The organism is Allobosea sp. AK1 (assembly GCF_006714945.1).
In the GTDB taxonomy this organism is placed as follows: Bacteria; Pseudomonadota; Alphaproteobacteria; order Rhizobiales; family Beijerinckiaceae; genus Allobosea; species Allobosea robiniae.
The window spans coordinates 3620739-3644816 of sequence record NZ_VFMG01000001.1; the positions used below are offsets into that span (position 1 = coordinate 3620739).

23 protein-coding genes are annotated in these 24078 nt (G+C 66.9%); 17 read left to right on the top strand and 6 right to left on the bottom strand.

Features of this window, described 5'->3' with window-relative positions; translation table 11 throughout:
• Positions 1–33: 33 nt before the first annotated feature.
• The gene (locus tag FHT98_RS17520) at positions 34–2802 is read right to left on the bottom strand and encodes a [protein-PII] uridylyltransferase (protein ID WP_142115806.1); all 2769 of its coding nucleotides are present in this window, start codon (positions 2800–2802) and stop codon (positions 34–36) included.
• Between the two features lie 308 nt (positions 2803–3110).
• On the opposite strand from FHT98_RS17520, the gene FHT98_RS17525 reads away from it, so the two are divergent.
• From FHT98_RS17525 to FHT98_RS17540, 4 genes are all read left to right on the top strand, one after another.
• Positions 3111–4073 carry an aliphatic sulfonate ABC transporter substrate-binding protein gene (locus FHT98_RS17525; RefSeq protein WP_142114772.1) on the top strand — a complete coding sequence of 321 codons (963 nt, stop codon included), beginning with the start codon at positions 3111–3113 and terminating at the stop codon, positions 4071–4073.
• Positions 4074–4091: 18 nt separating this feature from the next.
• Positions 4092–4922 (top strand): ABC transporter permease, encoded by an 831-nt coding sequence (locus tag FHT98_RS17530; RefSeq protein ID WP_061968362.1) that lies wholly within the window; start codon positions 4092–4094, stop codon positions 4920–4922.
• A 12-nt stretch (positions 4923–4934) separates the two neighbouring features.
• Complete coding sequence (locus tag FHT98_RS17535; RefSeq protein ID WP_061969105.1) at positions 4935–5717, top strand: ABC transporter ATP-binding protein; 783 nt, start codon at positions 4935–4937, stop codon at positions 5715–5717.
• Positions 5718–5814: 97 nt separating this feature from the next.
• Positions 5815–6330, top strand: a complete 516-nt coding sequence (locus tag FHT98_RS17540; RefSeq protein WP_061968360.1) for an OsmC family protein — start codon at positions 5815–5817, stop codon at positions 6328–6330.
• Between the two features lie 43 nt (positions 6331–6373).
• Here the strand turns inward: FHT98_RS17540 and FHT98_RS17545 are convergent, their stop codons facing one another.
• Together FHT98_RS17545 and FHT98_RS17550 are read right to left on the bottom strand one after the other, a co-directional pair.
• Positions 6374–8260 (bottom strand): methyl-accepting chemotaxis protein, encoded by a 1887-nt coding sequence (locus FHT98_RS17545; protein ID WP_185745201.1) that lies wholly within the window; start codon positions 8258–8260, stop codon positions 6374–6376.
• A 415-nt stretch (positions 8261–8675) separates the two neighbouring features.
• Positions 8676–9860, bottom strand: coding sequence for a DNA recombination protein RmuC (locus FHT98_RS17550; RefSeq protein ID WP_061965413.1), 1185 nt, complete (start codon positions 9858–9860; stop codon positions 8676–8678).
• A 114-nt stretch (positions 9861–9974) separates the two neighbouring features.
• Between FHT98_RS17550 and def the strand changes: the two genes are divergently transcribed.
• The 3 genes from def (at position 9975) to truA (ending at position 12421) form a co-directional block, all read left to right on the top strand.
• Positions 9975–10514 carry a peptide deformylase gene (def, locus tag FHT98_RS17555; RefSeq protein ID WP_061965412.1) on the top strand — a complete coding sequence of 180 codons (540 nt, stop codon included), beginning with the start codon at positions 9975–9977 and terminating at the stop codon, positions 10512–10514.
• A 171-nt stretch (positions 10515–10685) separates the two neighbouring features.
• Positions 10686–11615, top strand: a complete 930-nt coding sequence (fmt, locus tag FHT98_RS17560) for a methionyl-tRNA formyltransferase (protein WP_061965410.1) — start codon at positions 10686–10688, stop codon at positions 11613–11615.
• Positions 11616–11668: 53 nt separating this feature from the next.
• On the top strand, positions 11669–12421 hold the full coding sequence (gene truA / locus FHT98_RS17565) for a tRNA pseudouridine(38-40) synthase TruA (RefSeq protein ID WP_061965408.1): 753 nt from the start codon (positions 11669–11671) through the stop codon (positions 12419–12421).
• A 12-nt stretch (positions 12422–12433) separates the two neighbouring features.
• Here the strand turns inward: truA and FHT98_RS17570 are convergent, their stop codons facing one another.
• From FHT98_RS17570 to FHT98_RS17580, 3 genes are all read right to left on the bottom strand, one after another.
• Positions 12434–13018 carry a hypothetical protein gene (locus tag FHT98_RS17570; protein WP_142114774.1) on the bottom strand — a complete coding sequence of 195 codons (585 nt, stop codon included), beginning with the start codon at positions 13016–13018 and terminating at the stop codon, positions 12434–12436.
• 68 nt (positions 13019–13086) lie between these two features.
• A complete protein-coding gene (dapE, locus tag FHT98_RS17575) occupies positions 13087–14298 on the bottom strand; it encodes a succinyl-diaminopimelate desuccinylase (protein ID WP_142114775.1) in 1212 nt (403 codons plus the stop codon).
• Between the two features lie 91 nt (positions 14299–14389).
• Positions 14390–14818: a DUF805 domain-containing protein gene (locus tag FHT98_RS17580; protein WP_061965404.1), complete on the bottom strand. Its 429-nt coding sequence runs from the start codon at positions 14816–14818 to the stop codon at positions 14390–14392.
• Between the two features lie 234 nt (positions 14819–15052).
• Between FHT98_RS17580 and FHT98_RS17585 the strand changes: the two genes are divergently transcribed.
• The 10 genes from FHT98_RS17585 to FHT98_RS17630 all read left to right on the top strand — a co-directional run bounded on the left by FHT98_RS17585 (position 15053) and on the right by FHT98_RS17630 (position 23896).
• Complete coding sequence (locus FHT98_RS17585) at positions 15053–15667, top strand: ribonuclease D (RefSeq protein WP_061965402.1); 615 nt, start codon at positions 15053–15055, stop codon at positions 15665–15667.
• Positions 15668–15823: 156 nt separating this feature from the next.
• On the top strand, positions 15824–16600 hold the full coding sequence (gene lptC / locus FHT98_RS17590; protein WP_061965400.1) for an LPS export ABC transporter periplasmic protein LptC: 777 nt from the start codon (positions 15824–15826) through the stop codon (positions 16598–16600).
• A 1-nt stretch (position 16601) separates the two neighbouring features.
• A complete protein-coding gene (locus tag FHT98_RS17595) occupies positions 16602–17318 on the top strand; it encodes an LptA/OstA family protein (protein ID WP_061965398.1) in 717 nt (238 codons plus the stop codon).
• Complete coding sequence (lptB, locus tag FHT98_RS17600; protein ID WP_142114776.1) at positions 17248–18210, top strand: LPS export ABC transporter ATP-binding protein; 963 nt, start codon at positions 17248–17250, stop codon at positions 18208–18210. Before FHT98_RS17595 ends, lptB begins: the two co-directional genes overlap by 71 nt.
• A 157-nt stretch (positions 18211–18367) precedes the next feature.
• On the top strand, positions 18368–19891 hold the full coding sequence (gene rpoN, locus FHT98_RS17605) for an RNA polymerase factor sigma-54 (protein WP_061965394.1): 1524 nt from the start codon (positions 18368–18370) through the stop codon (positions 19889–19891).
• Positions 19892–20027: 136 nt separating this feature from the next.
• Positions 20028–20612 carry a ribosome hibernation-promoting factor, HPF/YfiA family gene (gene hpf, locus FHT98_RS17610; protein WP_142114777.1) on the top strand — a complete coding sequence of 195 codons (585 nt, stop codon included), beginning with the start codon at positions 20028–20030 and terminating at the stop codon, positions 20610–20612.
• 85 nt (positions 20613–20697) lie between these two features.
• Positions 20698–21159: a PTS IIA-like nitrogen regulatory protein PtsN gene (ptsN, locus tag FHT98_RS17615; protein ID WP_061965390.1), complete on the top strand. Its 462-nt coding sequence runs from the start codon at positions 20698–20700 to the stop codon at positions 21157–21159.
• 119 nt (positions 21160–21278) lie between these two features.
• Positions 21279–22895 carry a fumarate hydratase gene (locus tag FHT98_RS17620; protein ID WP_142114778.1) on the top strand — a complete coding sequence of 539 codons (1617 nt, stop codon included), beginning with the start codon at positions 21279–21281 and terminating at the stop codon, positions 22893–22895.
• On the top strand, positions 22892–23215 hold the full coding sequence (locus FHT98_RS17625; RefSeq protein ID WP_061965386.1) for a hypothetical protein: 324 nt from the start codon (positions 22892–22894) through the stop codon (positions 23213–23215). Before FHT98_RS17620 ends, FHT98_RS17625 begins: the two co-directional genes overlap by 4 nt.
• Before the next feature lie 30 nt (positions 23216–23245).
• Positions 23246–23896 carry an MBL fold metallo-hydrolase gene (locus tag FHT98_RS17630; protein WP_142114779.1) on the top strand — a complete coding sequence of 217 codons (651 nt, stop codon included), beginning with the start codon at positions 23246–23248 and terminating at the stop codon, positions 23894–23896.
• The last annotated feature ends 182 nt before the right edge of the window (positions 23897–24078 follow it).

Here is a 24078-nt window from a genome sequence, read left to right on the forward strand (position 1 = left end):
TCGTGCCGGATATCGGCCTTATGGTCGTTTAAATCAAGCGCGGGCCGGCACTTTCGCCTTGGTCGGGCCCGGCTTCTCCGCCTCGAACTTGAAGACGTCGATGAGGGCCTTGCGGATCGTCAGCTGCCGGCCGGTCGAGACGATCTTCGCATGGGTCAGGTCGGTGACGTAGAACACGTCGACCGCCTTCTCGCCGAAGGTCGCGATATGGGCCGAGGCGATGTTGAGGTTGAGCTTCCCGATCGCGGTGGTGAGATCGTAGAGCAGGCCCGGCCGGTCGAGGCCGGACACTTCGAGCACGGTGTGGCGGGCCGAGAGCACGTTGTCGATCACGACTTCGGGCTCGACCTGGAAGGTCTGGCCGCGCGGCGGCGGGGCGCGCCGCTGCGCCACGAGATCGGCGATCTTGATCTCGCCCTTCAGCGCCCGTTCGATCGCGGCGGCGATGCGTTCGGCCCGGCGCAATTCGTCGTCGTCGCGGTCGAAGGCGCGCGAGACCGAGATCGTGTCGAGCACCAGCCCGTCGCTGGTGGTGAAGATCTGCGCGTCGACGATATTGCCGCCGGCCGCGGCGCAGGCGCCGGTGACGATGGCGAGCAGGCGCGGATGGTCGGGCGCCAGCACGGTCAGCTCGGTCACGCCGCGGAACTGGTCGGTCTCGACGATGGTCGCGGTGGTCCGCCCGGCGGCTTCCGCCTCGCGCAGGAAGCGCGCATGCTTCTCCTGCTGCTCCGGATCGACCTTGATCCAGTAGGCGGGGTAGTGCCGCGCGACATAGGCATCGCGCTCCTCGGTGTTCCAGTCGGACAGGCGCCGGCGCAATTCGTCCTGCTTCATGGCGACCCGCGCCTTGCGCTCGACGGCCGAATGCCCGCCGGTGAGCACGAGCTCGGTTTCGTAGTAGAGCGTGCGCAGCAACTGCCCTTTCCAGCCGTTCCAGACGCCGGGCCCGACCGCCTTGATATCGGCGACGGTGAGGATCAGCAGGAGCTTCAACCGCTCCAGTGTCTGCACGGTCGCGGCGAAGCTCTCGATCGTCTTGGGGTCGCCGAGGTCGCGGCTCTGCGCCACCGTCGACATGTCGAGATGGTGCTCGACCAGCCAGGCGACGGTCTCCGTCTGCGCGCTGGTCAGCCCGAAGCGCGGGCCGAGCTTGCGTGCGATCCGGGCGCCGGCGATCGAGTGGTCCTCCGGCCGCCCCTTGGCGATGTCGTGCAGCAAAAGCGCGACATAGAGCGCGCGCCGGTTGGAGATCGCCGGCATGATCTCGTTGGAGAGCGGATGCTCGGCCTCGAGCGCGCCGGCATCGATCTCGGCCAGCACGCCCATGGCCCGGATCAGATGCTCGTCCACCGTGTAGTGGTGGTACATGTTGAACTGCATCATCGCGACGATGCGGCCGAAATCCGGGACGAACCGGCCGAGCAAACCGGATTCGTTCATGCGCCGCAGCACCACCTCGGGCGAGCGCCGGCCGGTCACGATCTCCAGGAAAATGCGGTTGGCTTCGGGGTCGTTGCGCAGGCCGGGCGTGACCAGCCGCAGCGACTGCGTCACCAGCCGGCTGGCATCCGGATGGATGGCGAGATCCTCGCGGCTGGCGATGGCATAGAGCCGGAGCAGGTTGACCGGATCGCGCTCGAAGGCGCTGTCGTCGACGACATCGAGGCGCTGGTTGGTCAGCTTGAAGTCGGTATGGCCGAGCGAACGCTCGCGCTTGCGCTTGGCGAAGGTGCCGAGCAGCTTCGACAGCGTCGCGCGCGGCTTCTGCTGGCGCGCCTCCAGCGCGGCGCAGACGATGGCGGTGAGGTCGCCGACATCCTTGGCGATCAGGAAGTAGGCCTTCATGAAGCGCTCGACCGGAGCCTGCCCGCTGCGTCCGGCATAGCCGATCGCGGCCGCGACCTGCCGCTGCAGGTCGAAGGACAACCTCTCCTCGGCCCGGCCGGTGATGAAATGCAGCCAGCAGCGCACGCGCCAGAGGAATTCCTCCGAGCGCTGGAACATCTGCAACTCCTGCTCGTCGAACAGCCCGGCCTCGACGAGTTCGCGCACGTCATGGACGCGATAGGCGTATTTGGCGATCCAGAACAGCGTGTTGAGGTCGCGCAGGCCCCCCTTGCCGTCCTTGACGTTGGGCTCGACCAGATAGCGCGAGGCGCCGGCCCGCTGCACCCTGAGCTCGCGCTCGGCGAGCTTGGCCTCGGTGAAGGCCGGGGCCGTGCCCTCGACCACCTCGGCATCGAAGCGGCGGACCATTTCGTCGAACAGCGGGCGGTCGCCGACCAGGAAGCGTGCTTCCAGCAAGGCGGTGCGGATCGTCATGTCGGCGCGGGCCTCGCGCACGCAATCGTCGATCGAACGCACGGAATGGCCGGTCTTCAGCTTCAGGTCCCAGAGCGGATAGAGCATGGATTCGACCACGCTCTCGCCCCAGGCCGTCTGCTTGTGCGGAAACAGGAAGAGCAGGTCGACATCCGAGCCCGGCGCCAGCGTGCCGCGCCCGTAGCCGCCGACGGCGACGACCGCGATCCGCTCCGATTGCGAGGGGTTGTCGGCCGGGTAGAAATAGCTGGTCGCGGCGCTGTGCAGCCCGCGCACCACCGCATCCATCACGGCCGAGAGTCGGCGTGCGCAGGCGAGCCCGCCGCGCGGGCCGGCCAGGATCGCCCGGGCCGAGGCATGCCCTGCGTCGAGCACCTCCCGGAGTCCGGCGATCAGAAGCTGCCGCATCCTGGCCTTGTCGCGCCGGTTGACCGTCTCGAACAGCCGCACGATTTCGGCCTCGGGACTCTGCAGCATCTCGGCGAGCGACAGGACAGGCTTTGCGGGAGGCGTGGTCACGAAAGCTCCGTTGCGGCGGACGTCGCCTTTCGTAACATGGAGGCGAGGGCAGGCAGAGTGCAAAATTAAACGTCTGAAAAATGTGAAATAAAGAAAAGGACGCTTCATTCCGTGTTGTTTGACAAACAGAACGATTGGACCTAAAGGTCGGATACGCGCCGATTTGAGCCACCAGCTTGCGGGCGCGAAACAAGTGCAGCTAAAGCGTGGGGCCAGGGACGCCACCCGTCCCGATCCCTCGCACCATCGACAGAGGGATAAGCCCCATGACCAGCATCACCCGCCGCCTCGCGCTGGCCTTCATCGCTGCCGCCGGCCTCGCCGCGCCGGCCTTCGCGCAGGCGCCCAAGGAAATCCGGCTCGACTACGCGACCTATAATCCCGTCAGCCTCCTGCTGAAGGAACGCGGGATCCTCGAGAAGGCACTCGAAGCCGACGGCATCAAGGTCCGTTGGGTCTTCTCGGCCGGATCGAACAAGGCCCTCGAATTCCTCAATGCCGGCTCGATCGATTTCGGCTCGACCGCCGGCGCCGCTGCGCTGATCGGCAAGATCAACGGCAACCCGATCAAGTCGATCTATGTCTATTCCCGCCCGGAATGGACGGCGCTGGTCACCGGCGCCAAGAGCGAGATCACCAAGGTCGCCGACCTCAAGGGCAAGCGCGTCGCCGTCACGCGCGGCACCGACCCGCACATCTTCCTGGTTCGCGCGCTGGCCGATGCCAAGCTGACCGAGAAGGACGTCAAGCTCGTCCTGCTCCAGCATGCCGATGGCCGCCTCGCGCTGGAGCGCGGCGATGTCGATGCCTGGGCCGGGCTCGATCCGATGATGGCCGCAGCCGAGGTCGAGAGCGGCGCCAGGCTGTTCTACCGCAAGCCCGAGGACAACACCTGGGGCATCCTCAATGTCCGCGAGGCCTTCGCCAACGAGCACCCGGCTTTGGTGAAGAAGGTGCTGGCGGCCTACGAGGAAGCGCGCGCCTATGCGCTCGCCAATCCGGCCGAGGTCAAGAAGGTGCTGGTCGACGCCACCAAGCTCTCCGACGCCGTAATCGAGCGTCAGCTCACCCGTACGGAGCTGACCCATTCCAGCATCGGCCAGGCCCAGATCGACGGCATCACCGCCGCCGGCATCGCGCTGAAGGATGCCGGCGTGCTGCCGGCCTCGACCGATGTGAAGGCCGCGGTCGACGCGCTGCTCGACCGGCGCTTCGCGGCGACCAACTGACGGCATAAGCCCAAGGCGATGAGCGTCCTGGAGATCGCAGATGCCCTGGACGAGCCGGAGCGGCGTCCTGCCGCCCCGCGCCGCTCCTACGGGCTCGCGGTTGCCGGCTTCGTCCTGCCGGTCGTGCTGGCCATCCTCTGGGAATGCCTCGTCGCTGCCGGCATCGCCAACGGGCGCCTGATGCCGCCGCCGAGCGTCGTCGGGCGCACGCTCTGGGGCCTCGCCGCCTCGGGCGAACTCCTGACCCATGCCGGGGCGACGCTCTGGCGGGTAGGGGCGGGCTTCGGCCTCGGCGCGCTCGCCGGCACGGTGTTCGGTGCAGTGACGGGCGCGCTGCCTGTCGCCCGCAGCCTGCTCGATCCGACCTTGCAGGCGCTGCGCGCGATCCCCTCGATCGCCTGGGTGCCGCTCTTCATTCTCTGGTTCGGCATCTTCGAGGCTTCGAAGGTGGCGCTGATCGCGGCCGGTGTCTTCTTCCCGGTCTATCTCGGCGTCGCCGCGGCGATCCAGGGCATCGACCGCAAGATCGTCGAGGTCGGCCGCGTCTTCCGCCTCTCGCGCCTCGCCATGGTCAGGCGCGTGCTCCTGCCGGCGATCCTGCCGGACTGGATCGTCGCGCTGCGTTCCGGACTGGGCCTCGGCTTCATGTTCGTGGTCGCGGCCGAGATCATGGGGGCGAGCGAGGGGCTGGGTTATCTGCTCGTGGACGGCCAGCAGCTCGGCCGCCCCGACTCCATCATCGCGGCCATCATCAGCTTCGCCGTGCTCGGCAAGCTGGCGGACGGCCTGCTCGTCGCCATCACGCGGCCCTTCCTCGCCTGGCAGGATACGGCGCGCGACAAGCTCTGAAGGTTGAACCCCGTGCTGAGTTTCGACCGGCTGTCCAAAACCTATGCCGACGGCACGCATGCGCTGGCATCGATCGCGCTCGATGTCGGGCGCGGCGAGATCGTCGCGCTGCTCGGCGGCTCCGGCTGCGGCAAAACCACCTTGCTGCGCCTCATTGCCGGGCTCGACCGGCCGAGCGAGGGCGCGATCCGCCTCGACGGCGAGGCGATCGCCGAGCCGCGCGCCGATGTCGGCGTCATCTTCCAGGAGCCGCGGCTCTTCCCCTGGCTCAGCGTTGCCGAGAATGTCGGTTTCGGCCTGTCGCATCTCTCGGCCTTCGAGCGCGAGGGGCTGGTGACCAATGCGCTGGTCCGCGTCGGCCTCGCCGGCCATGAGAAGCGCTGGCCGCGCGAACTCTCCGGCGGTCAGCAACAGCGCGTTGCCATCGCGCGCGCCCTCGTGACCCGGCCGAAGCTCCTGCTGATGGACGAGCCCTTCTCGGCGCTCGACGCGACGACGCGAGCGAGCCTGCACGGCCACTTGCTGGCGCTCTGGCAGGAGAGCCGGCCGACGGTGGTCATGGTCACGCATGACGTCGAGGAAGCCGTGACGCTGGCCGACCGCATCGTCGTGATGCAGCCCAAGCCCGGTCGCATCTTCGACGAGCTCGACAACCCGCTCGCCCGCCCGCGCGACCGGCTTTCGCCGGCCTTCGAGGCGGCGAAGCGCGAGGCCCTGCGCGCGCTCGACCGCTCGCTGCGCGACGAGGCCCCGCATCAGGAGAAGGCGGCCGAGACCGCGGGCATGTGGTGGTAGCCGGACCGGATCGCATCGGCCGGGCTGGCACGCAGCCCTGCTTTCAGCCTATCAGCCGCATAAGCGATCTTCAGGACGAACGAGAGGCTCGAATTCCATGGACGTCACCGCACTGCGGGCCTTGCAGGCCCCCCTCAAGGATGAATACCGGACCAATCCCGAGGCGGCGGTCATTACGCTCAAGGCCCATGGCGAGCTCGACGACCAGCACATCGCCTGCAAGGTCGAGACCGGCCGTGCCATCGCGCTCGCAGGCCTCCATCCGGCCACGGGCGGCTCGGGCGCCGAGCTCTGCTCCGGCGACATGCTGCTGGAGGCGCTGGTCGCCTGCGCCGGCGTGACGCTGAAGGCGGTCGCGACGGCGCTCGAGATCGAGCTGAAGAAGGGCGTGGTCCGCGCCGAGGGCGATCTCGATTTCCGCGGCACGCTCGGTGTCGCCAGGGACGCGGCCGTCGGCTTCAAGGCGATCCGCCTCTCCTTCGACGTCGAGACCGACGCGCCGCAGGAGAAGCTCGACACGCTGCTCAAGCTCACCGAGCGCTATTGCGTGGTCTTCCAGACGCTGAACGTGAAGCCCGAGCTGTCGGCTACCCTGGAACGCAACGCTTCCTGACGCGAACCGGGAAGCGAGCGGAAGCAGGATGGGTCGGGAGGAGCTAGAACTCCTCCCAGCCTGTGCTGCCGTTGCGGGCATTGGCCGTGCGCTTCACGGTCTCGGCAGGGGCAGGGCGTCGCGATTGCTGGAAGGCCGCTTCGGCGAGCTGGCGCAACCGGTCCGGCTCCGACGCTGCCGGGCGGGCAGGGACAGGCGCGCGCGACGCCGAGGTCTGGCCCTGATCGGTCTTGAAGGTCGCGACCAGTCCGTTGAGCTGCTCGATCCGGCCGGAGAGGGCGTTGGCCGAGGCCGCGCTCTGCTCGGAGAGAGCCGCGTTCTGCTGGGTCATCTCGTCGAGATGCGCCACCGCCTGGCTCATCTCGTCGATGCCGTTGGCCTGCTCGCCCGACGCCGCCGAGATGTCGGCGATCGTCGCCGCGACCTTCTGCGAGGCCGCCAGGATGCGGCTGAGCTGGTCGCCGGCCTGACGCACCAGCTTGACGCCCTCGCCGACCTCGACATTGGACGAGGAGATCAGGCCGGAGATGTCCTTGGCCGCCTCGCTCGAACGCTGCGCCAGGGTGCGCACTTCCGAGGCGACGACGGCGAAGCCCTTGCCGGCATCGCCGGCACGGGCCGCCTCGACCGCGGCGTTGAGCGCCAGCAGATTGGTCTGGAAGGCGATGTCGTCGATCACCCGGATGATATCGGAGATCTTCTGCGAGGCGCTCTCGATCCTGGCCATGGCGTCGACCGCCTGGCCGGCAATAGTGCCGCCGCTCTCGGCTGCCTGCATCGCCTCGTCGGCGATCCGGGCTGCATCCTTCGAGGCCTGGGCCGAGGCCTTCACGGAAGCCGCGAGCTCCTCGGTGGTGGCGGCGGTCTCCTCGAGCGAGGAGGCCTGCTCCTCGGTGCGCTTCGACAGATCGTCGGCGCCCATGTTGATCTCGCGCGCGGCGAGGCCGACATCGGCCGAGGTCGTCTGGATCGTCGCGACCGTGTCGGAGAGGCGATCCACCGTCTCGTTGAAGTCGTCGCGCAGCTTGGCATAGGCGGCGGGCATGTCCGCCTCGATGCGGTGGCGCAGATCGCCCTCCGAAAGGGCGGCAAGCCCCTTGGCGAGCGCTTCGACGACCCGTTCCAGTTCCTGAGCCTGCTCCATCTGCTCGCGCGCCGCCGCTTGTCGCTGTGCCTCTGTCTGGCGGCGGGTTTCACCCATCAATTCGGCCTGCGCGGCAGCATCCTGTTCCAGCCGGATCTTCTCGATGGATGCATGGTGCAGCACCTCGACGGCGTTGGCCATGGCGCCGAACTCGCGGTCGCCGCCGAAAGCGGGAACGGGCGTGTCCAGATCACCTTGAGCGAGCCGCTTCAGAGCCGCGCTCAAGGTCGCGAGCGGCTTCATCATGCGACGTACGAGCCAGAACAGCAGACCCGCCGCGACGGCCGCGATCGCCAGGCCTGCAATGATGTTGGCGCGGATCATCTCGCCGATGACGGCCAGGAATTCCTCCTGCTTGATGCCGACATAGAGAATGCCGATCACGTTGCCGTCCGATTTCTGGATGATCGGCTCGTAGATCGTGAAATAGGGCACGCCGAGAATGTCGGCCGCGCCGGAATAGGTGCGTTTCTCCTTGAAGACGGCATCATGGGCCGGGCCTTGTGCCAGCTTGGTGCCGACGGCCCGGGTGCCGTCCGGCTTCATGACGTTGGTCGTCACCCGGGTATCGCCCATGAAGACAGTGGCGGTACCGCCGGAAAGCTCCTTCACCTTGTCGACCGCGGCGAAGTTGCCGTTGACGCTTTCACTGCCGAAAATGAGTTTGCCGCCCTCGAATCTGGGCTCGCCCTTGGCAAGAAGGATATCCCGCAGAAGGTTGATGTTGACCGTCAGGCTCGACTGGGCCCGCTCCCGCATCGCCTTCTCGGCCGCGCGAAGGGACACCGCAACAGAGGCCGCCACCGCAACGCCGACAATCAATACGGCCAATATCGCCAGACGTGTCGCGATCGGAAGTCGCAGAAAAGGCAGTTTCAGCATGAAGAGCCATCTCTCGGGAAGAACGACGCGGTATGGCAGCTACGGAGTGCACGCCGCCGGCAACGCATAGATTTAGGCTGCAGGCGTGGTCGAGATGCCTAGTCCAGGCCGGCATTCGATCGTATTGAGTGCTGATAGCGCCTGAATTTCTTCCAGATAATGCTTAAAACTGTTCTAATGCCGCAACGGGCGGGCCGCCCGGGCATGAGCGCGTACTTTCGCTGTGGCCGGCCGAGCAGCGCAGCTTCCGCATCGCAAGTGCAGAAATCAAAAGCGCAGGAAGCGTTTGCCGTGACGGCAGGCGTGAAGGCGCCGGTGCCTACTCGGCAGCGCGTTTCAGCTCCAGCCCCTTGGCGAAGGGCAGCTTCGGCTCGCTCTTCTCGTCGTCGAAATCGAGCGCGCCGATCCTCTCGGCGCGACTCGTCACCTTGCCGGCCGAGGTCTTGATCTGGCCGACATCGTCCTGTGCCTGCCGGAAATGATTGTCGAGCTTGTCGACGCGCTCGCCGAGCCGGCGCACGTCGTCGAGCAGCTTGCCGACCTCGGTCTGGATCACCTGCGCTTCCTCGCGCATCCGCGCATCGCGAACCAGCGACTGCATCAGCTGGATCGCCAGTGCCAGGAGCGAGGGCGAGACGATCATGATGCGCGCCCGGTGCGCCCGCTGGACGACATCGTCGAAATGCTCGTGCAGATCTGCATAGATCGATTCGGAGGGCACGAAGAGCAGGGCGATGTCCTGCGTCTCGCCGGGCAGGAAATAGCGCTCGGCGATATCCTTCACATGCACGCCGACATCGCTGCGCACGCGCTGGCCGGCCGTCTTCTTCGCGTCGTCGCCGCGCGCCTCGCGCAGCAGCGTGAAGCTCTCCAGCGGGAATTTGGCGTCGATGACGAGGCCGCGCCCGTCGCCGGGCAGGGTGACGAGGCAGTCCGGCCGCTTGCCGTTGGAAAGCTGCGGCTGGAACGCGAAGAAGGCGGCGGGCAGCCCGTCGCGGACGATCGCTTCCATCCGGCCCTGGCCATAGGCGCCGCGCGCCTGCTTGTTGGCGAGCACGTCGCGGAGCGTCACGACCTCGGAGGTGAGATCGGTCAGGTTCTTCTGGGCGCTGTCGATCACCGCCAGCCGCTCCTGCAGCTTGCCGAGGCTCTCGGTGGTCTGGCGGACATTCTGCTCAAGGCCCTGGCCGACCTTGTGGCTCAGGCCGTCCATCCGGTCGGCGACGAGGCGGGCGAGATCGCCCTGCCGGGTCGACAGGATTTCGGCCATCGACTGCATCCGGCCGGCGAGCTCGGCCTGCTGGCGGTTCATTTCGGCGACCTTGTCGTCCATTTCGCGGGCGCGCTCAGTCGCCATCGCTGCCTCGATCGCGCGGCTCCGGCCGCCGCGCCAGCTGGCGATCACCGCCATCAGCAGCAGGGCGAGGCTCAGGCCCCCGAAGCCCAGCGCGGCCTCGGCCCATGTCACCGGGCGTTCCAGCAGGGTGAAGGCGATCTCGTTCATGCGCGGGAGCCTAGCCGATTCGGCAGGGAATTGCGAACGAAAGCGGAACAGTTTGACCGCTCCTCCACAAATGCTTATGTCCCGGGCTCAACAGCTCTTTCTCCTTGGAATCCCATGTCCGTTCGCCCGCTCGTCATCCTGCCCGACGCCCAGCTTCGCCTCGTCTCGAAGCCGGTCGAGGCCGTCACGCCCGAGATCAGGACGCTGGTCGCGGACATGTTCGAGACGATGTACGACGCGCCCGGCATCGGGCTCGCGGCGATCCAGATCGGCGTGCCGCTGCGCGTGGTGACGATCGACCTGTCGAAGCCCGAGACGAAGGAGGGCGAGGAGCCCGAACCGAAGAAGCCGCAGGTCTTCATCAACCCGGAGGTCACCTGGTCCTCGGACGAATTCAGCGCCTACGAGGAAGGTTGCCTCTCGATCCCGGAATATTACGAGGAGGTTGAGCGCCCGGCCGAGGTCAAGGTCCGCTACATGGATCTCGACGGCAAGACCCATGAAATCGCGGCCGATGGCTTGCTCTCGACCTGCCTGCAGCACGAAATCGACCATCTCGATGGCGTGCTCTTCATCGACCATATCTCGCGGCTGAAGCGCGAGCGCGTCACCAAGAAATTCGCCAAGGCAGCCAAGCGCGAACGGGCTGCGTAGCGAGCGGTCGTATCCGAGCCCTCGTCCTGAGAGCCGCGGTGCGCGGCGTCTCGAAGGGTGCTTCAGGAGGCGACAGGATCATCCTTCGGGACGCAGCCTCTGGCTGCTCCTCAGGATGAGGGCTGTTCTATTCTTCCCGGTATCGAGCCGGGCCAAGGTAAGGTCGAGCGTATGAGCTTGCGCGTCATCTTCATGGGCACGCCGGATTTTGCCGTGCCGGTGCTGACCGAGATCGTAGGCCAGGGGCATGAGGTCGTCTCCTGCTACACCCGCCCCCCGGCGCAGGCTGGCCGCGGCCTCGAAACGAAGCCTTCGCCGGTGCATCGCGCTGCCGAGCGTTTCGGCATCCCGGTCTTCACGCCCAAGACGCTGAAGACGCCGGAGCAGGCCGAGATCATCGCCTCGCACCAGGCCGATGTCGCCGTCGTCGTCGCCTATGGCATGATCCTGCCCCAGGCGATCCTCGATCTGCCGGAGCTCGGCTGCCTTAATCTCCACGCCTCGCTGCTGCCGCGCTGGCGCGGCGCCGCCCCGATCCAGCGTGCGATCATGGCGGGCGATGCCGAGAGCGGCGTCTGTGTCATGAAGATGGAAGCCGGTCTCGATACCGGACCCGTCGCCATGGTCGAGAACCTTGCGATCGGCCCGGACATGACGGCCGGCGAATTGCACGATCAGCTCAGCCTGCTCGGCGCCGATCTGATGGTGCGCGCGCTCGCGGCGCTCGGGCGCGGCGGCCTGCAGTTCACGCCGCAGCCGGAAGAGGGCGTGACCTATGCGAGCAAGATCGCGAATGCCGAGGCGAAGCTGAGTTGGACCCTGCCGGCGCAGCAGGTCCACGATCTCGTGCGCGGCCTTTCGCCCTTCCCGGGTGCCTTCGCCGAGATCGACCTCGGCAAGGGGCCGGAGCGCCTGAAGATCCTGCGCACGGCCCGGGCCGGCGGCGCGGCCGAGCCTGGCACGCTGCTCGACGACGAGGGCAGTGTCGCCTGCGCCGTCGGGGCGGTGAAGCTGCTTCAGGTCCAGCGCGCCGGCAAGGCGCCGATGAGCGGGGCCGAGTTCCTGCGCGGCGCCCGGCTCGGAGCCGGCGACAAGCTTTGAATGAGCAGGCCATTGTCCGAAAACCGCCTCGCACTTTTCGGTAGCGGACTCTGATGCCGCGCTACAAGCTCGTCATCGAGTACGACGGCACGCCGTTCTCGGGCTGGCAGCGCCAGCTCAACGGCCCGTCCGTGCAGCAGAGCGTCGAGGAGGCTGTCGAGGCCTTCTGCGGTCATCCCGTCCGCTTGCATTGCGCCGGCCGGACCGATGCCGGCGTCCACGCCACCCATCAGGTCGCCCATGTCGATATCGACAAGGAATGGCGCACCGATGTCGTGCGCGACGCAACCAACGCCCGGCTGAAGCGGATTCCTGTCGCCGTGCTCAGCGCCGAACTGGTCCCCGGTGATTTCGACGCCCGCATCTCGGCGCGGCGCCGCTATTACGTCTACCGCATCCTCGACCGCCGGGCCCAGCCGGCGCTCGATCGCGACCGCGTCTGGCATGTGCCGGTCAAGCTCGATCACGAGGCGATGGACCGCGCGGCCAAGGCGCTGCTCGGCCAGCACGACTTCACCACCTTCCGTGCCGCCGAATGCCAGGCCAACAGTCCCATCCGCACGCTGGATCGTTGCGATGTCCGCCGCGAGGGCTCCGAGATCGTCGTCTATGTCCATGCCCGCTCCTTCCTGCATCATCAGGTCCGCTCGATCGTCGGCTGCCTGAAGATGGTCGGGATGGGCCGCTGGCCGGAGAACAAGGTCGGCAAGGTCCTGGCCGCCCGCGACCGCTCGCAATGCGCGGCGCTGGCGCCGTCCTGCGGGCTCTATCTCGCCGGGGTCGACTATGTCGATCCGTCGGCTTGAGGCCGCGGCGCCTCAGAACAGGCCGAACAGCCGCGTGACGCCGTAGTCGAGGACGAGGCTGGCAGTGACCAGCGGCAGGGCGATGCCGCGGGCTACCGGTCCGAAAACCGCCCGCGCCACGCAATAGCGCAGCCTCAGCACGATCGCGGCAAAGAAGAGCGACTGCACGATAGCGAGCTTCGGCGGCGCCCAGCCGATCGCGAAGATCGCCGCCGGGACCGCCATCAGGCTGGCCGAGACGATGCCGGCCCAGTTCCAGGCGATCACGAAGCTAGTGAAGCGCGGACTTTGCGCGAGCTCCGGGCGCAGCACGATCAGCAGGGCCGGGACGGCAAGGATGGTGAGCGCCATCGCCGCGATCACCGACAGGGCGAGCGTCGGCGCGGCGAACAATCCGGCGCTGTTCGGCAGCCCGGCGACCAGGCGCACCGCCGCGAGGATCGCGACCGTCGCCGGCAGCATCAGCGCGAAGGCGAGAAAGGAGCGCCAGAACCCATCCCGCGTCAGGTCGAGCTCGGGGAGAGCTTCGGCGCCCCGCGTCATGAGGTGCCAGGAGCCGCGCAGCGAACGCGCGACGTCATCGGCTGCCAGCCTCATCACGGTCTCCATCATCTGCGATCTTAGACTTTCGTCTAACCGCGATAATGGACCGTGGTTCCGTCGCGTCAAGCCTGACGGTGCGCGGCAAAATAGCTGGTAATCAAACGATGCGTGATCCGTTCGAGCGCCACGAGGTCGGCGACGGCGACGGATTCGTCGATCTGGTGCATCGTCTTGCCGACGACGCCGTATTCGACGACGGGGCAGTAGTTCTTGATGAAGCGCGCGTCCGAGGTGCCGCCCGTGGTCGAGAGCGCCGGGCGCTTGCCGGTCTCGGCCTCGATCGCGTCGGCGACGATCGCGATGAAGGGGCCGGGTTCGGTGAGGAAGGCGACCGCATTGGTCGGCTGGACCTCGAGTGTGTAGCGAACCTGGTTGCCGGCCGCCTCGTGCAGGCGCCGTTCCAGTTCGGCGGCGAGCGTCTCCGGCGTCCATGTGTCGTTGAAGCGGATGTTGAAGGCCGCCTTCGCTTGCGCCGGGATGACGTTGGTCGCGGGGTTGCCGACATCGAGCGTCGTCACTTCGAGATTGCTCGGGTCGAAATGCTGCGTGCCGCCGTCGAGCGGCGTGGCGTCGAGGGCAGCGAGCAGGCGCACCATGCCGCGGATCGGGTTGTCGGCGAGATGAGGATAGCCGACATGACCCTGCGTGCCCTGCACGGTGAGCTTGCCGGTCAACGACCCGCGCCTGCCGATCTTGATCATGTCGCTCATCGTCGCCGGATTGGTCGGCTCGCCGAGGATGCAATGGTCGAAGCGCTCGCCGCGCTCATGCGCCCAGGCGAGTAGCTTGACCGTGCCGTTGACCGAGGGGCCTTCCTCGTCGCCGGTGACCAGGAAGGCGATCGAGCCGGGCGCATCGGGATTGTCACGGCCGTAGCGGATCGCGGCTGCGACCATGGCGGCGAGCCCGCCCTTCATGTCGCAGGCGCCGCGCCCGTAGAGCGTTCCATTCTCGATCGCGCCGCCGAAGGGCTCGCGCGTCCAGGCGGCCTCGTCGCCGACAGGAACGACATCGGTATGGCCGGCGATCACGAAGACCGGAGCGGTGCTGCCGATGCGGGCATAGAGATTCTCGACATCAGGCGTGCCGGGCTCGCTGAAGACCGGGCGATGCACATCATAGCCTTCCGCCGAGAGCACGGCGGCAAGCAGCGCGAGCGCGCCGCCTTCTTCAGGCGTCACCGAGGGGCAGCGGACCAGGGCCTGCGTCAAGGCGACGGGGTCGGCCGGGTCGAAAGGCAGTGCGGGGGTGGGGGAGGTGGGTGCGGCGCTCATTCCGCCGCTTTAGAGCATCGGCCCGAAAAGAGGAATGCGGTTTTCGGGAAAGCCGATGCAAAATCAAAGATCTAGAACATCGGGTTGGTATTCAATCCGATGTTCTAGCCCCCGCTGGCGTGGCCGCAACCCTATCCTGCTTCGCTGCCGACGGCAGCAGCCCGAGATCGATGAAGGCGACGACCCAGGCCATGGTCGAGATCGCCTCCAGCGACGGGCGCCAGCCGAACGGCATGACGACGCGCAGATGCTCCGGCAGCACGATCGCGCAGACCAGCAGGATGCCGAAGAGCGGTGTGCTGCCACGGTCGGTGGCACGCTTCGCTGCCAGCGCGGCCCAGGGAAACAGGGCGAAGGCCTTGACGAAGGCGACGATCATGATCGCGTCCCGGTAACCGACCAGAAGCGGCACGGTGCGCTGGATGGCGAGCAGCGTCAGCGCGACCGCGATGCTGCCGAGCCAGAAGGTCCGCAAGCCGATGCGGCCATCGAAATCGCTGAAGAGGCGGATCAGGGACATCAGGCAAGCTCCGATGGCCTTTGTCGCACGGCTTGCCGCGAGGGTGAAGCTTATGGTGAATAAAAGGTTAACGGGGCGCCTAAGAGTTTATATCGGCCCAGAAAGGGCTTGAACGCGACGGGGCTGGCGGTTAGCTGCGGAACACGCGTTGCTTTCGGCTCGCGGCCTGCCGTTCCCCTTGTCGTGAAGTGCAGTTGAAGGGCGCCTCCGCGCGGCCCCAGTGAGGTTTCGAGCATGACCATCCGTTTCCATCGCGGCGACCTGCCGGACGGCTATGAGGCCGGGTCGAGCGTCGCGATCGATACCGAGACGCTCGGCCTCAATCCGCACCGCGACCGGCTCTGCGTCGTCCAGCTGTCGCGCGGCGACGGCACCGCCGATGTCGTGCAGATTCCCAAGGGCGGCGAGCGTCCGAAGAACCTGATCCGCCTGCTCGAGGACCCGGCCGTTCTGAAGCTCTTCCACTTCGCCCGCTTCGACGTCGCAGTGCTCAAGCACGCCTTCGGCGTAGTCACGACGCCGGTCTATTGCACCAAGATCGCCTCGAAGCTGACCCGCACCTATACCGACCGGCACGGGCTCAAGGATCTCGTGCGCGAACTGCTCGGCGTCGACCTGTCGAAGCAGCAGCAATCCTCCGACTGGGGTGCCGATACGCTGAGCGAGGCCCAGCTCGCCTATGCCGCCTCCGATGTGCTGCACCTGCACGCGCTGCACGAGAAGCTCGAGACGATGCTGGCGCGCGAAGGGCGCCGGCACCTCGCCCAGGCCTGTTTCCAGTTCCTGCCCTACCGGGCCGAGCTCGATCTCGCCGGCTGGGACGAGACCGACATCTTCGCGCACACTTGACAATTTCCAAGGCTTCTTGCGTCAGTCTGCGCGCGGGTGGCGCGCGCAGACAAGCGCGCGCCCTCATGGACGAGCTACGCGGGGGCGCGATGTGGCCTGTCCTGTGACACGAAAATGCCGTCAGCGGCTGCCATTGCGCGGGACATGACTTTGGCAATGACCTTCAACGACCCGGCTGCGGGGCTGGCCGCGCAGGCGCTACGCCGGCGCGCGGCCTTCGGCGCGGCGCGGCGCCATACGCAACTGGTGCACCTCCTGCGCCGGCTGATTCCCGTCGCGGCGATCGTGCTCGTGCTGGCGCTCGTCGTCATTCCTTTCCTGTCGCCGCTCGGCGGCAAGCTGGCGAATGTCTCGGTCAGCTCGGTCGGCATCACCGGCGGCAAGGTCAGGATGGAGACGCCGAAGCTCTCGGGCTACCGCAAGGACAACCGGCCCTACCAGGTCACGGCCGTGAACGCCTTCCAGGAGATCAGGAATCCCACGCAGATCGAGCTCCAGACCCTGACGGCGCGCATCCAGATGGAGCGCGAGGGCTGGGTGACGGTGAATGCGAAGACGGGGTTGTTCGATACGCAGAAGGAGAAGCTGCGTCTCATCGACGATGTCAGGATCCGCACCGAGAGCGACCACGAGATGCAGATGAAGACGGCCGATGTCGACTTCAAATCCGGCACCGTCGTCTCGAAGGAGCCGGTCAAGGTCAGCCTCGGCGAGACCACGGTGGACGCCGACACCCTTGACGTGAAGAACAATGGCGAGTTGATCGCCTTCGAGGGACGGGTGCGAGTCTTCATCCGGAACGCGCCAGCAGGTACGCTCGCCGGCCCCGAACGCGAGGGCAGCACGCCGATGCCGGAATTGCTGAAAGCGAATCGGGTTCCTCCCGCGGATGCAGCACCGGCGGGCGACGCTGGTAATGGGAAGAGACAGTGACATGACCAGGGCTGGCCAGATGCTCCGTTTCGCAGATGCCCGCGACGCCGCGCTGCTGCTTGCCGCGGGTTTCGCGCTGCTTGGCGCGCCGCAGGAGGCCTTCGCGCAGGCCGCCCCCGCCAAGCCGCAGGCAGCCCCGGCCAAGGCGCGCGGCGCATCCTCGGCGCTGGGTGGCCTCGGCGGCGACAGCAAGGAGCCGATCAAGATCGACGCGGACAAGCTCGACGTGCTCGACAAGGAGAACAAGGCGATCTTCTCCGGCAATGTCGTGGCCGTACAGGGCGAGACGACGGTTCGCTGCACCGTGATGACTGTGCTCTACGAGGGCCGTGGCGGCCCGGGCGGAACCGCCGGGCGCCCGGCAACGCCGGCTCCCGCGGCGGCGGGCGCAGGCGCGGGCGGTCAGGGCAATGACAGTTCGATCAAGCGCATCCTGTGCAAGGGGCCGGTCACGGTGGTCTCGAAGACGCAGGCCGCAACCTCGGACAATGCCGAGTTCGATCGCGCCAACAACGTCGTGATCATGACCGGCAATGTCGCCCTCAACGACGGGCCGAACGTGACCCGCGGCGAGAAGCTGATCTACAACACGGAAACCGGCATCGCGAATGTCCAGGGCGGGCGCGTGCAGGGCCTGTTCGTTCCGAATGCGGCTGACGCCAACAAGACCGAGGCCGGCAAGCCCGGCGCCAAGCCGGCGCCCAAGCCCACCAACTGATCGTGCTGCAGTGACTGTTTCCGAAGCGCCTCGTCCCACGGCCGCGCCGGCGCGGCCGGCCCCACGCCCGCAGCAACCGGGCGTCTTCGGCCGGCTGCGCGGTCTTTTCGGCAATCGTGACAACGGGGAGGTCCGTCAGGCCTCGTCCAGGGTCGCCGCGATCGGCGGACCGGGCATCCTCGCGGTCGACGGTCTGCGCAAGAGCTATGGCGGGCGTGCCGTCGTCTCCGATGCAAGTCTCCATCTGCGTCAGGGCGAGGCGGTCGGCCTGCTCGGCCCCAACGGCGCCGGCAAGACGACGATCTTCTACATGATCACCGGGCTGGTCGCGGCCGATGCCGGCATCATCTCGCTCGAAGGCAACGACATCACGGCCTTGCCGATGTACCAGCGCGCGCGCCTCGGCATCGGCTACCTGCCGCAGGAAGCCTCGATCTTCCGCGGCCTGTCGGTCGAGGACAATATCCGCTCGGTGTTGGAGGTGGTCGAGCCCGACCGCAAGGCACGCGAGCGCCAGCTCGACCAGCTGCTCGAGGAATTCACCATCGCCCGCCTGCGCAAGGCGCCCTCGATCGCGCTCTCGGGCGGCGAGCGCCGCCGCTGCGAGATCGCGCGGGCCCTGGCCGGCAAGCCCTCCTTCATCCTGCTCGACGAGCCCTTCGCCGGCATCGACCCGATCGCGGTCGGCGACATCCAGGCGCTGGTGCGTCAGTTGACCGATCGCGGCATCGGCGTGCTGATCACCGACCACAATGTCCGCGAGACGCTCGGTCTGGTCGACCGCGCCTACATCATCCACTCGGGACGGGTCCTGACCGAAGGCTCGCCGGCCGAGATCATCGCCAATCCGGATGTCCGGCGCGTCTATCTCGGCGAGGATTTCCGCCTCTGAGGCGCTTCGGCCCGCTTCGCTGCGGATTTGTTGCGGTGCATCATTCTCTGTCCGCAGGCGCGGTGCAGCCTTTGACGCGGCGGTGAGCCGGCGCTAGTGTCCTTTTCGCAAGCAAGAAGCGTGCCGATGGCGCGCGAGTGGGAAGGGCCTTTGGCGCATGGCGATGATGCCGCGCATGGAGCTGCGCCAGGGACAATCCCTGGTGATGACGCCGCAGCTGCTGCAGGCGATCAAGCTCCTGCAGCTCTCCCATCTCGAGCTTCAGAATTTCGTCGAGGGCGAGCTCGAGCGCAATCCGCTGCTGGAGCGCGACGAGGCGAACGACCTGCCGGCCCGGCCCGATGATGCCGATGGTCCTCACGCCGCCGATGCCGAGAGCTTCGCCCGTGCCGAGAGCCTGCATACGCAGGAGGGCATGGAGGGCAGGCTCGGCACCGGGCTCGACAATGTTTTCCAGAACGAGCAGCCGACCCCGGCCCGCAGCGAGGCGGGCGGGGCCGACAGCCTGCCGATCGTCGGCGGCGCCTATGGCGCGTCGGGGGGCTCCTTCGACGGCGATCCCGAGGGTTTCGAAAGCAGCCTGACGGCGGACGCTTCGCTGCATGATCACCTGATCGCGCAGCTCGATCTCGCCGTCATCGCGCCGGCGGAGCGCATCATCGGCCGCCATATCATCGATGCGGTCGACGATAGCGGCTATCTCGGCGAGCCGCTGGCGGAGATCGCCGAACGCCTCGGCGTCGCCATCGACAGGGTCGAGGCGGTGCTGCGCGTCGTCCAGGGTTTCGACCCGTCCGGCGTCGCGGCCCGCGACGTCGCCGAATGCCTGGCCATCCAGTTGCGCGACCGCAACCGCTTCGACCCGGCGATGCAGGCACTGGTGGCGAATCTGCCGCTGGTCGCCAAGCGCGATTTCGCCGCGCTGAAGCGCCTCTGCGGCGTCGACGACGAGGATATCGCCGATATGGTGGGCGAAATCCGCCGCCTCGACCCCAAGCCGGGCCGCGCCTTCGGCGGCTCGGCCGCCGAGACCGTCGTGCCGGATGTCTTCATCCGCGCCGCGCCCGACGGTTCCTGGCTGATCGACCTCAACCCCGACACTCTGCCGCGCCTGCTGGTCAACCAGACCTACCATGCGCGCGTCTCGCGGGCGGCCCGCAACGATTCGGACAAGGCTTTCATCGCCGAATGCCTGCAGACCGCGAACTGGCTGACCCGCTCGCTGGAGCAGCGCGCCCGGACGATCCTGAAGGTCGCGAGCGAGATCGTGCGGCAGCAGGACGGCTTCTTTGCCCATGGCGTCGAGCATCTGCGCCCGCTCAACCTCAAGACCGTGGCCGATGCGATCGGCATGCACGAATCGACCGTCTCGCGCGTCACCTCGAACAAATACCTGACCTGCTCGCGCGGCGTCTTCGAGATGAAGTACTTCTTTTCCGCCGCGATCGCCGCGACCGGCTACGGCGAAGCGCATTCGGCGGAGGCGGTCCGCTTCCGGATCAAGCAGATGATCGACGACGAGAGCCCCTCGGCGGTCCTTTCGGACGATGCCATCGTCACCCGGCTCAAGGATGGCGGCATCGATATCGCTCGGCGCACCGTGGCGAAATACCGCGAATCCCTCAGAATCCCGTCCTCCATGGAGCGCCGGCGCGAGAAAGTCGCGATGGCGCTGGGGTAGCGTCGCGCGATTTTGTTCCAAAGCGCAGGCGCATGCGCGCCATGAGTGCGCCGGCTCATTGACAACCCCGACTCGCGGTTCTTAGCTCCTAGGGATGGCCGAACAGGGCCATGGCTAAACCAAGGGGAAGCACTCCATGAGCTTGCGAATCTCCGGCAAGAATCTCGATGTCGGCGAGGCCCTGCGCGGCCAGGCCGAGGAGCGGGTCGCTGCGGCGGTCAGCAAATATTACGAGGGTGGCTACCAGGGCCACGTCACCGTGGACAAGGACGGCTCCGCCTTCCGGACCGACGGTGTCCTGCACCTCTCCTCGGGAATCACGCTGGAAGCCTCTGCCACTGCCCATGATCCCTATGCCAGCCTCGACAAGATGGCCGAGCGCATCGAGAAGCGGCTGCGACGCTACAAGCGTCGGCTGAAGGATCGTTCGGCGGGCAATGGCCGCGACATTGGCATCGAAATCCCCAGCTACGTGATCGCGGCTCCCGATGAGGATATCGAGGAAATCGATGGGGCTTCAGCCGGCGATAACCCGGTGATCGTCGCGGAATCGACCAAATCCCTGCATATCAGGACGGTAAGCGACGCTGTCGCGGAGCTTGACCTGACGGGCGCGCCGGTCGTCATCTTCCGCCACGCTGGCAATGGCCGCATGAACGTCGTATACCGCCGCCGCGACGGCAATATCGGCTGGATCGACCCGCCGGCATCGTTGTCCTGAGGCCGGCGGGCGATCCGCTCCGGCCGTCGAACCTGACCCGTGCCGCCGGCTTTTCGACCGGCACGGGACATGCATGGACGGGCGAATGACGCTGACCGATCTTCTGAGCCCAGCAGCGGTGATCTCGCCGCTGCGGGCCAACGGCAAGAAGCAGGCTCTGCAGGAGCTTGCCCAGCATGCCGCCTCGCTGACGGGCCTGCCGGACCGCGAGCTTTTCGAAGCTCTGCTCCAGCGCGAGCGGCTCGGCTCCACCGGTATCGGCGATGGCATCGCGATCCCGCACGGCCGCATGCCGGCGATCGATCGCCTCGTCGGGCTCTTCGCCCGCACCGAGAAGCCGATCGATTTCGACGCGCTCGACGGTCAGCCCGTCGACATCATCTTCGTGCTGATCGCGCCCGAAGGTGCCGGCGCCGATCACCTCAAGGCGCTCGCCCGTGTGGCGCGCGTGCTGCGTAACCAGACCGTTCTGGAACAGGTCCGCAAGGTCCGCGACCCCGCCGCGATCTACGCGATCCTCGCCGAATCAGCCGCGCAGGCGGCCTAGGCTTAAACGCATTAAAGACTGCTTGGACGATGCCGGCCGACGGGCTATGACGCCGGCTGGATCGTTACCGCGTCTTCCATGTCCTGATCGCGGTGCACCCTGTTTCGGAGCCGCTGGCCATGGCCTATACGCATGTCGATCTCTTCCCGCTGGGCGAGGACACCACGCCCTATCGCAAGCTCGGCAGCGAAGGCGTCAGCGTCGAGAAGATCGGCGACCGCGAGGTCCTGAACGTCTCGCGCGAAGCGATTCGCCAGCTTTCCGAGCAGGCCTTCATCGACATCAACCATCTGCTGCGTCCCGGTCATCTCGCCCAGCTCGGCAAGATCCTCGACGATCCCGAGGCGACCTCGAACGACAAGTTCGTCGCCTATGACCTGCTGAAGAACGCCAATATCGCCGCCGGCGGTGTGCTGCCGATGTGCCAGGACACCGGCACCGCGATCGTGATGGGTAAGAAGGGCCGCAAGGTCTGGACCGATGGCGACGACGAGGCGGCGCTCGGCGAGGGCGTGGCGGATGCCTATTTCAAGCGCAACCTGCGCTATTCACAGCTCGCGCCGCTTTCGATGTTCGAGGAGAAGAACACCGCGACCAACCTGCCGGCGCAGATCGACATCTACGCCGAGGGTGAGGACGCCTATAAGTTCCTCTTCGTCTGCAAGGGTGGCGGTTCGGCCAACAAGACCTTCCTCTACCAGGCGACGCCCTCACTCCTGACCAAGGACCGCATGATGGCGTTCTTGAAGGAGAAGATTCTGACGCTCGGCACCGCCGCCTGCCCGCCCTACCACCTCGCCATCGTCATCGGTGGCACCTCGGCCGAGCAGAACCTGAAGACGGTCAAGCTCGCCTCGACCAAATATCTCGACGCGCTGCCGACGAAGGGATCGCCCTCGGGCCATGCCTTCCGCGATATCGAGATGGAGGAAGAGGTCCACAAGATGACGCAGGCGCTCGGCGTCGGCGCACAGTTCGGCGGCAAGTATTTCTGCCATGATGTCCGCGTCATCCGTCTGCCGCGCCACGGCGCCTCGCTGCCGATCGGGCTCGGCGTCTCCTGCTCCGCCGACCGCCAGGCCAAGGGCAAGATCACCAGGGATGGCATCTTCCTGGAGGCGCTGGAGACCGATCCGTCGAAATACCTGCCGGAGGTCGATGAGGCGAAGCTCGGCGGCGATGTCGTCAAGGTCGACCTCAACCAGCCGATGAGCGCGATTCTCGCGACGCTCTCGAAGCATCCGGTCAAGACGCGCCTTTCGCTGACCGGCACGATCGTCGTCGCGCGCGATCTCGCCCATGCCAAGATCCGCGAGCGGCTGGAGCGCGGCGAGGGCATGCCGGACTATTTCAAGAACCACCCGGTCTATTACGCCGGCCCGGCCAAGACGCCGGAAGGCTTCGCCTCCGGCTCCTTCGGCCCGACCACGGCCGGCCGGATGGATTCCTTCGTCGACCAGTTCCAGTCCTTCGGCGGCTCGATGGTGATGCTCGCCAAGGGCAACCGCTCGGCCTCCGTGCGCGAGGCCTGCAAGGCCCATGGCGGCTTCTATCTCGGCTCGATCGGCGGCCCGGCGGCGCGCCTCGCGCAGGACTGCATCCGCAAGGTCGAGGTGCTCGAATATCAGGAGCTCGGCATGGAGGCGGTCTGGCGGATCGAGGTCGAAGATTTCCCGGCCTTCATCGTCATCGACGACAAGGGCAACGACTTCTTCAAGGAGCTGAACCTCGGATGAGGCTGGTCCTGGCCGTTGCGGCGCTTTTGCTGGCTGCTCCCGCGTTGGCCCAGCAGCCGCGCCCGGCGACCTGCTCGCGCGATCTCTTCCAGAACGAGGCCGGCTTCCGCCAGCAGCAGACGCGGCTCGCGGGTGTGGCCACAGCCGACCAGGCGACACAGTGCCGGACCTGGCGCGAGCATGTCACCTATCTCCAGAAGGCCCGCTCGGTCTTCGCCGCCTGTCAGGGCGGGGCGGAACGCGCACGCAATGTCGCCGAGATGGATTCCGAGCTGGTGAATTACCGCGCGCTCATCGCCAGTCGCTGCGGCGGGCGGTAAAAGCCTTCTGCGATCATCGAAAGGCCTCCCATGACCGACCACCCGCCGCTCCAGATCGCCGTCGTGCCGGTGACGCCGTTCCAGCAGAATTGCTCGATCGTCTGGGAGCCCAAATCAAACGAGGCGGCCATCGTCGATCCCGGCGGCGATGTTCCGAAGCTTCTGGGCGCCCTGAAGGAGCTCGGCGTGACCCCGGTCGCGATCTGGCTGACGCACGGCCATCTCGATCATGCCGGCGGCGCGACAGAGCTGGCCGAGGCGCTGTCGATCCCGGTGATCGGGCCGCATGAGGGCGACAAGCCCCTGCTCGAGGCCTTGCCGGAACAGGGGCTGCGCTTCGACATCCCCGGCATGAAGGTGGTCGTGCCGACGCGCTGGCTGAAGGAGGGCGATACGGTTTCTCTTGGCGACCTGACCTTCGCGGTCGCACATGTGCCGGGCCATTCGCCGGGCCATGTCACCTTCTTCCAGAAGGACCTGCGTTTCCTGCTGGCGGGCGACACCGTCTTTGCCGGCTCCGTCGGCCGCACCGATTTCCCCTATGGCGACCATGAGGCGCTGATCTCGGGGATCAAGACGAAGCTCCTGCCGCTCGGCGACGACGTCCAGTTCCTGCCCGGCCACGGCCCGGCCAGCACGCTCGGCGAAGAGCGGCAGAACAACCCGTTCCTGCAGGATTGAGAGAAAGCCATGGCGTCATGCTCGCCCTTGTGGCGAGCATCTGCGTCTTGAGCACCGTGCTCGCCAAAGGAGGGACGGGACTGTCGGCGCATGCCTCGCCGAGGCGGAAGGTGCAAACGAAAAGACCCGCAGCGGATGTCCGCTACGGGCCTCGGAATGAACCAACGGCCATGTCCTGAACG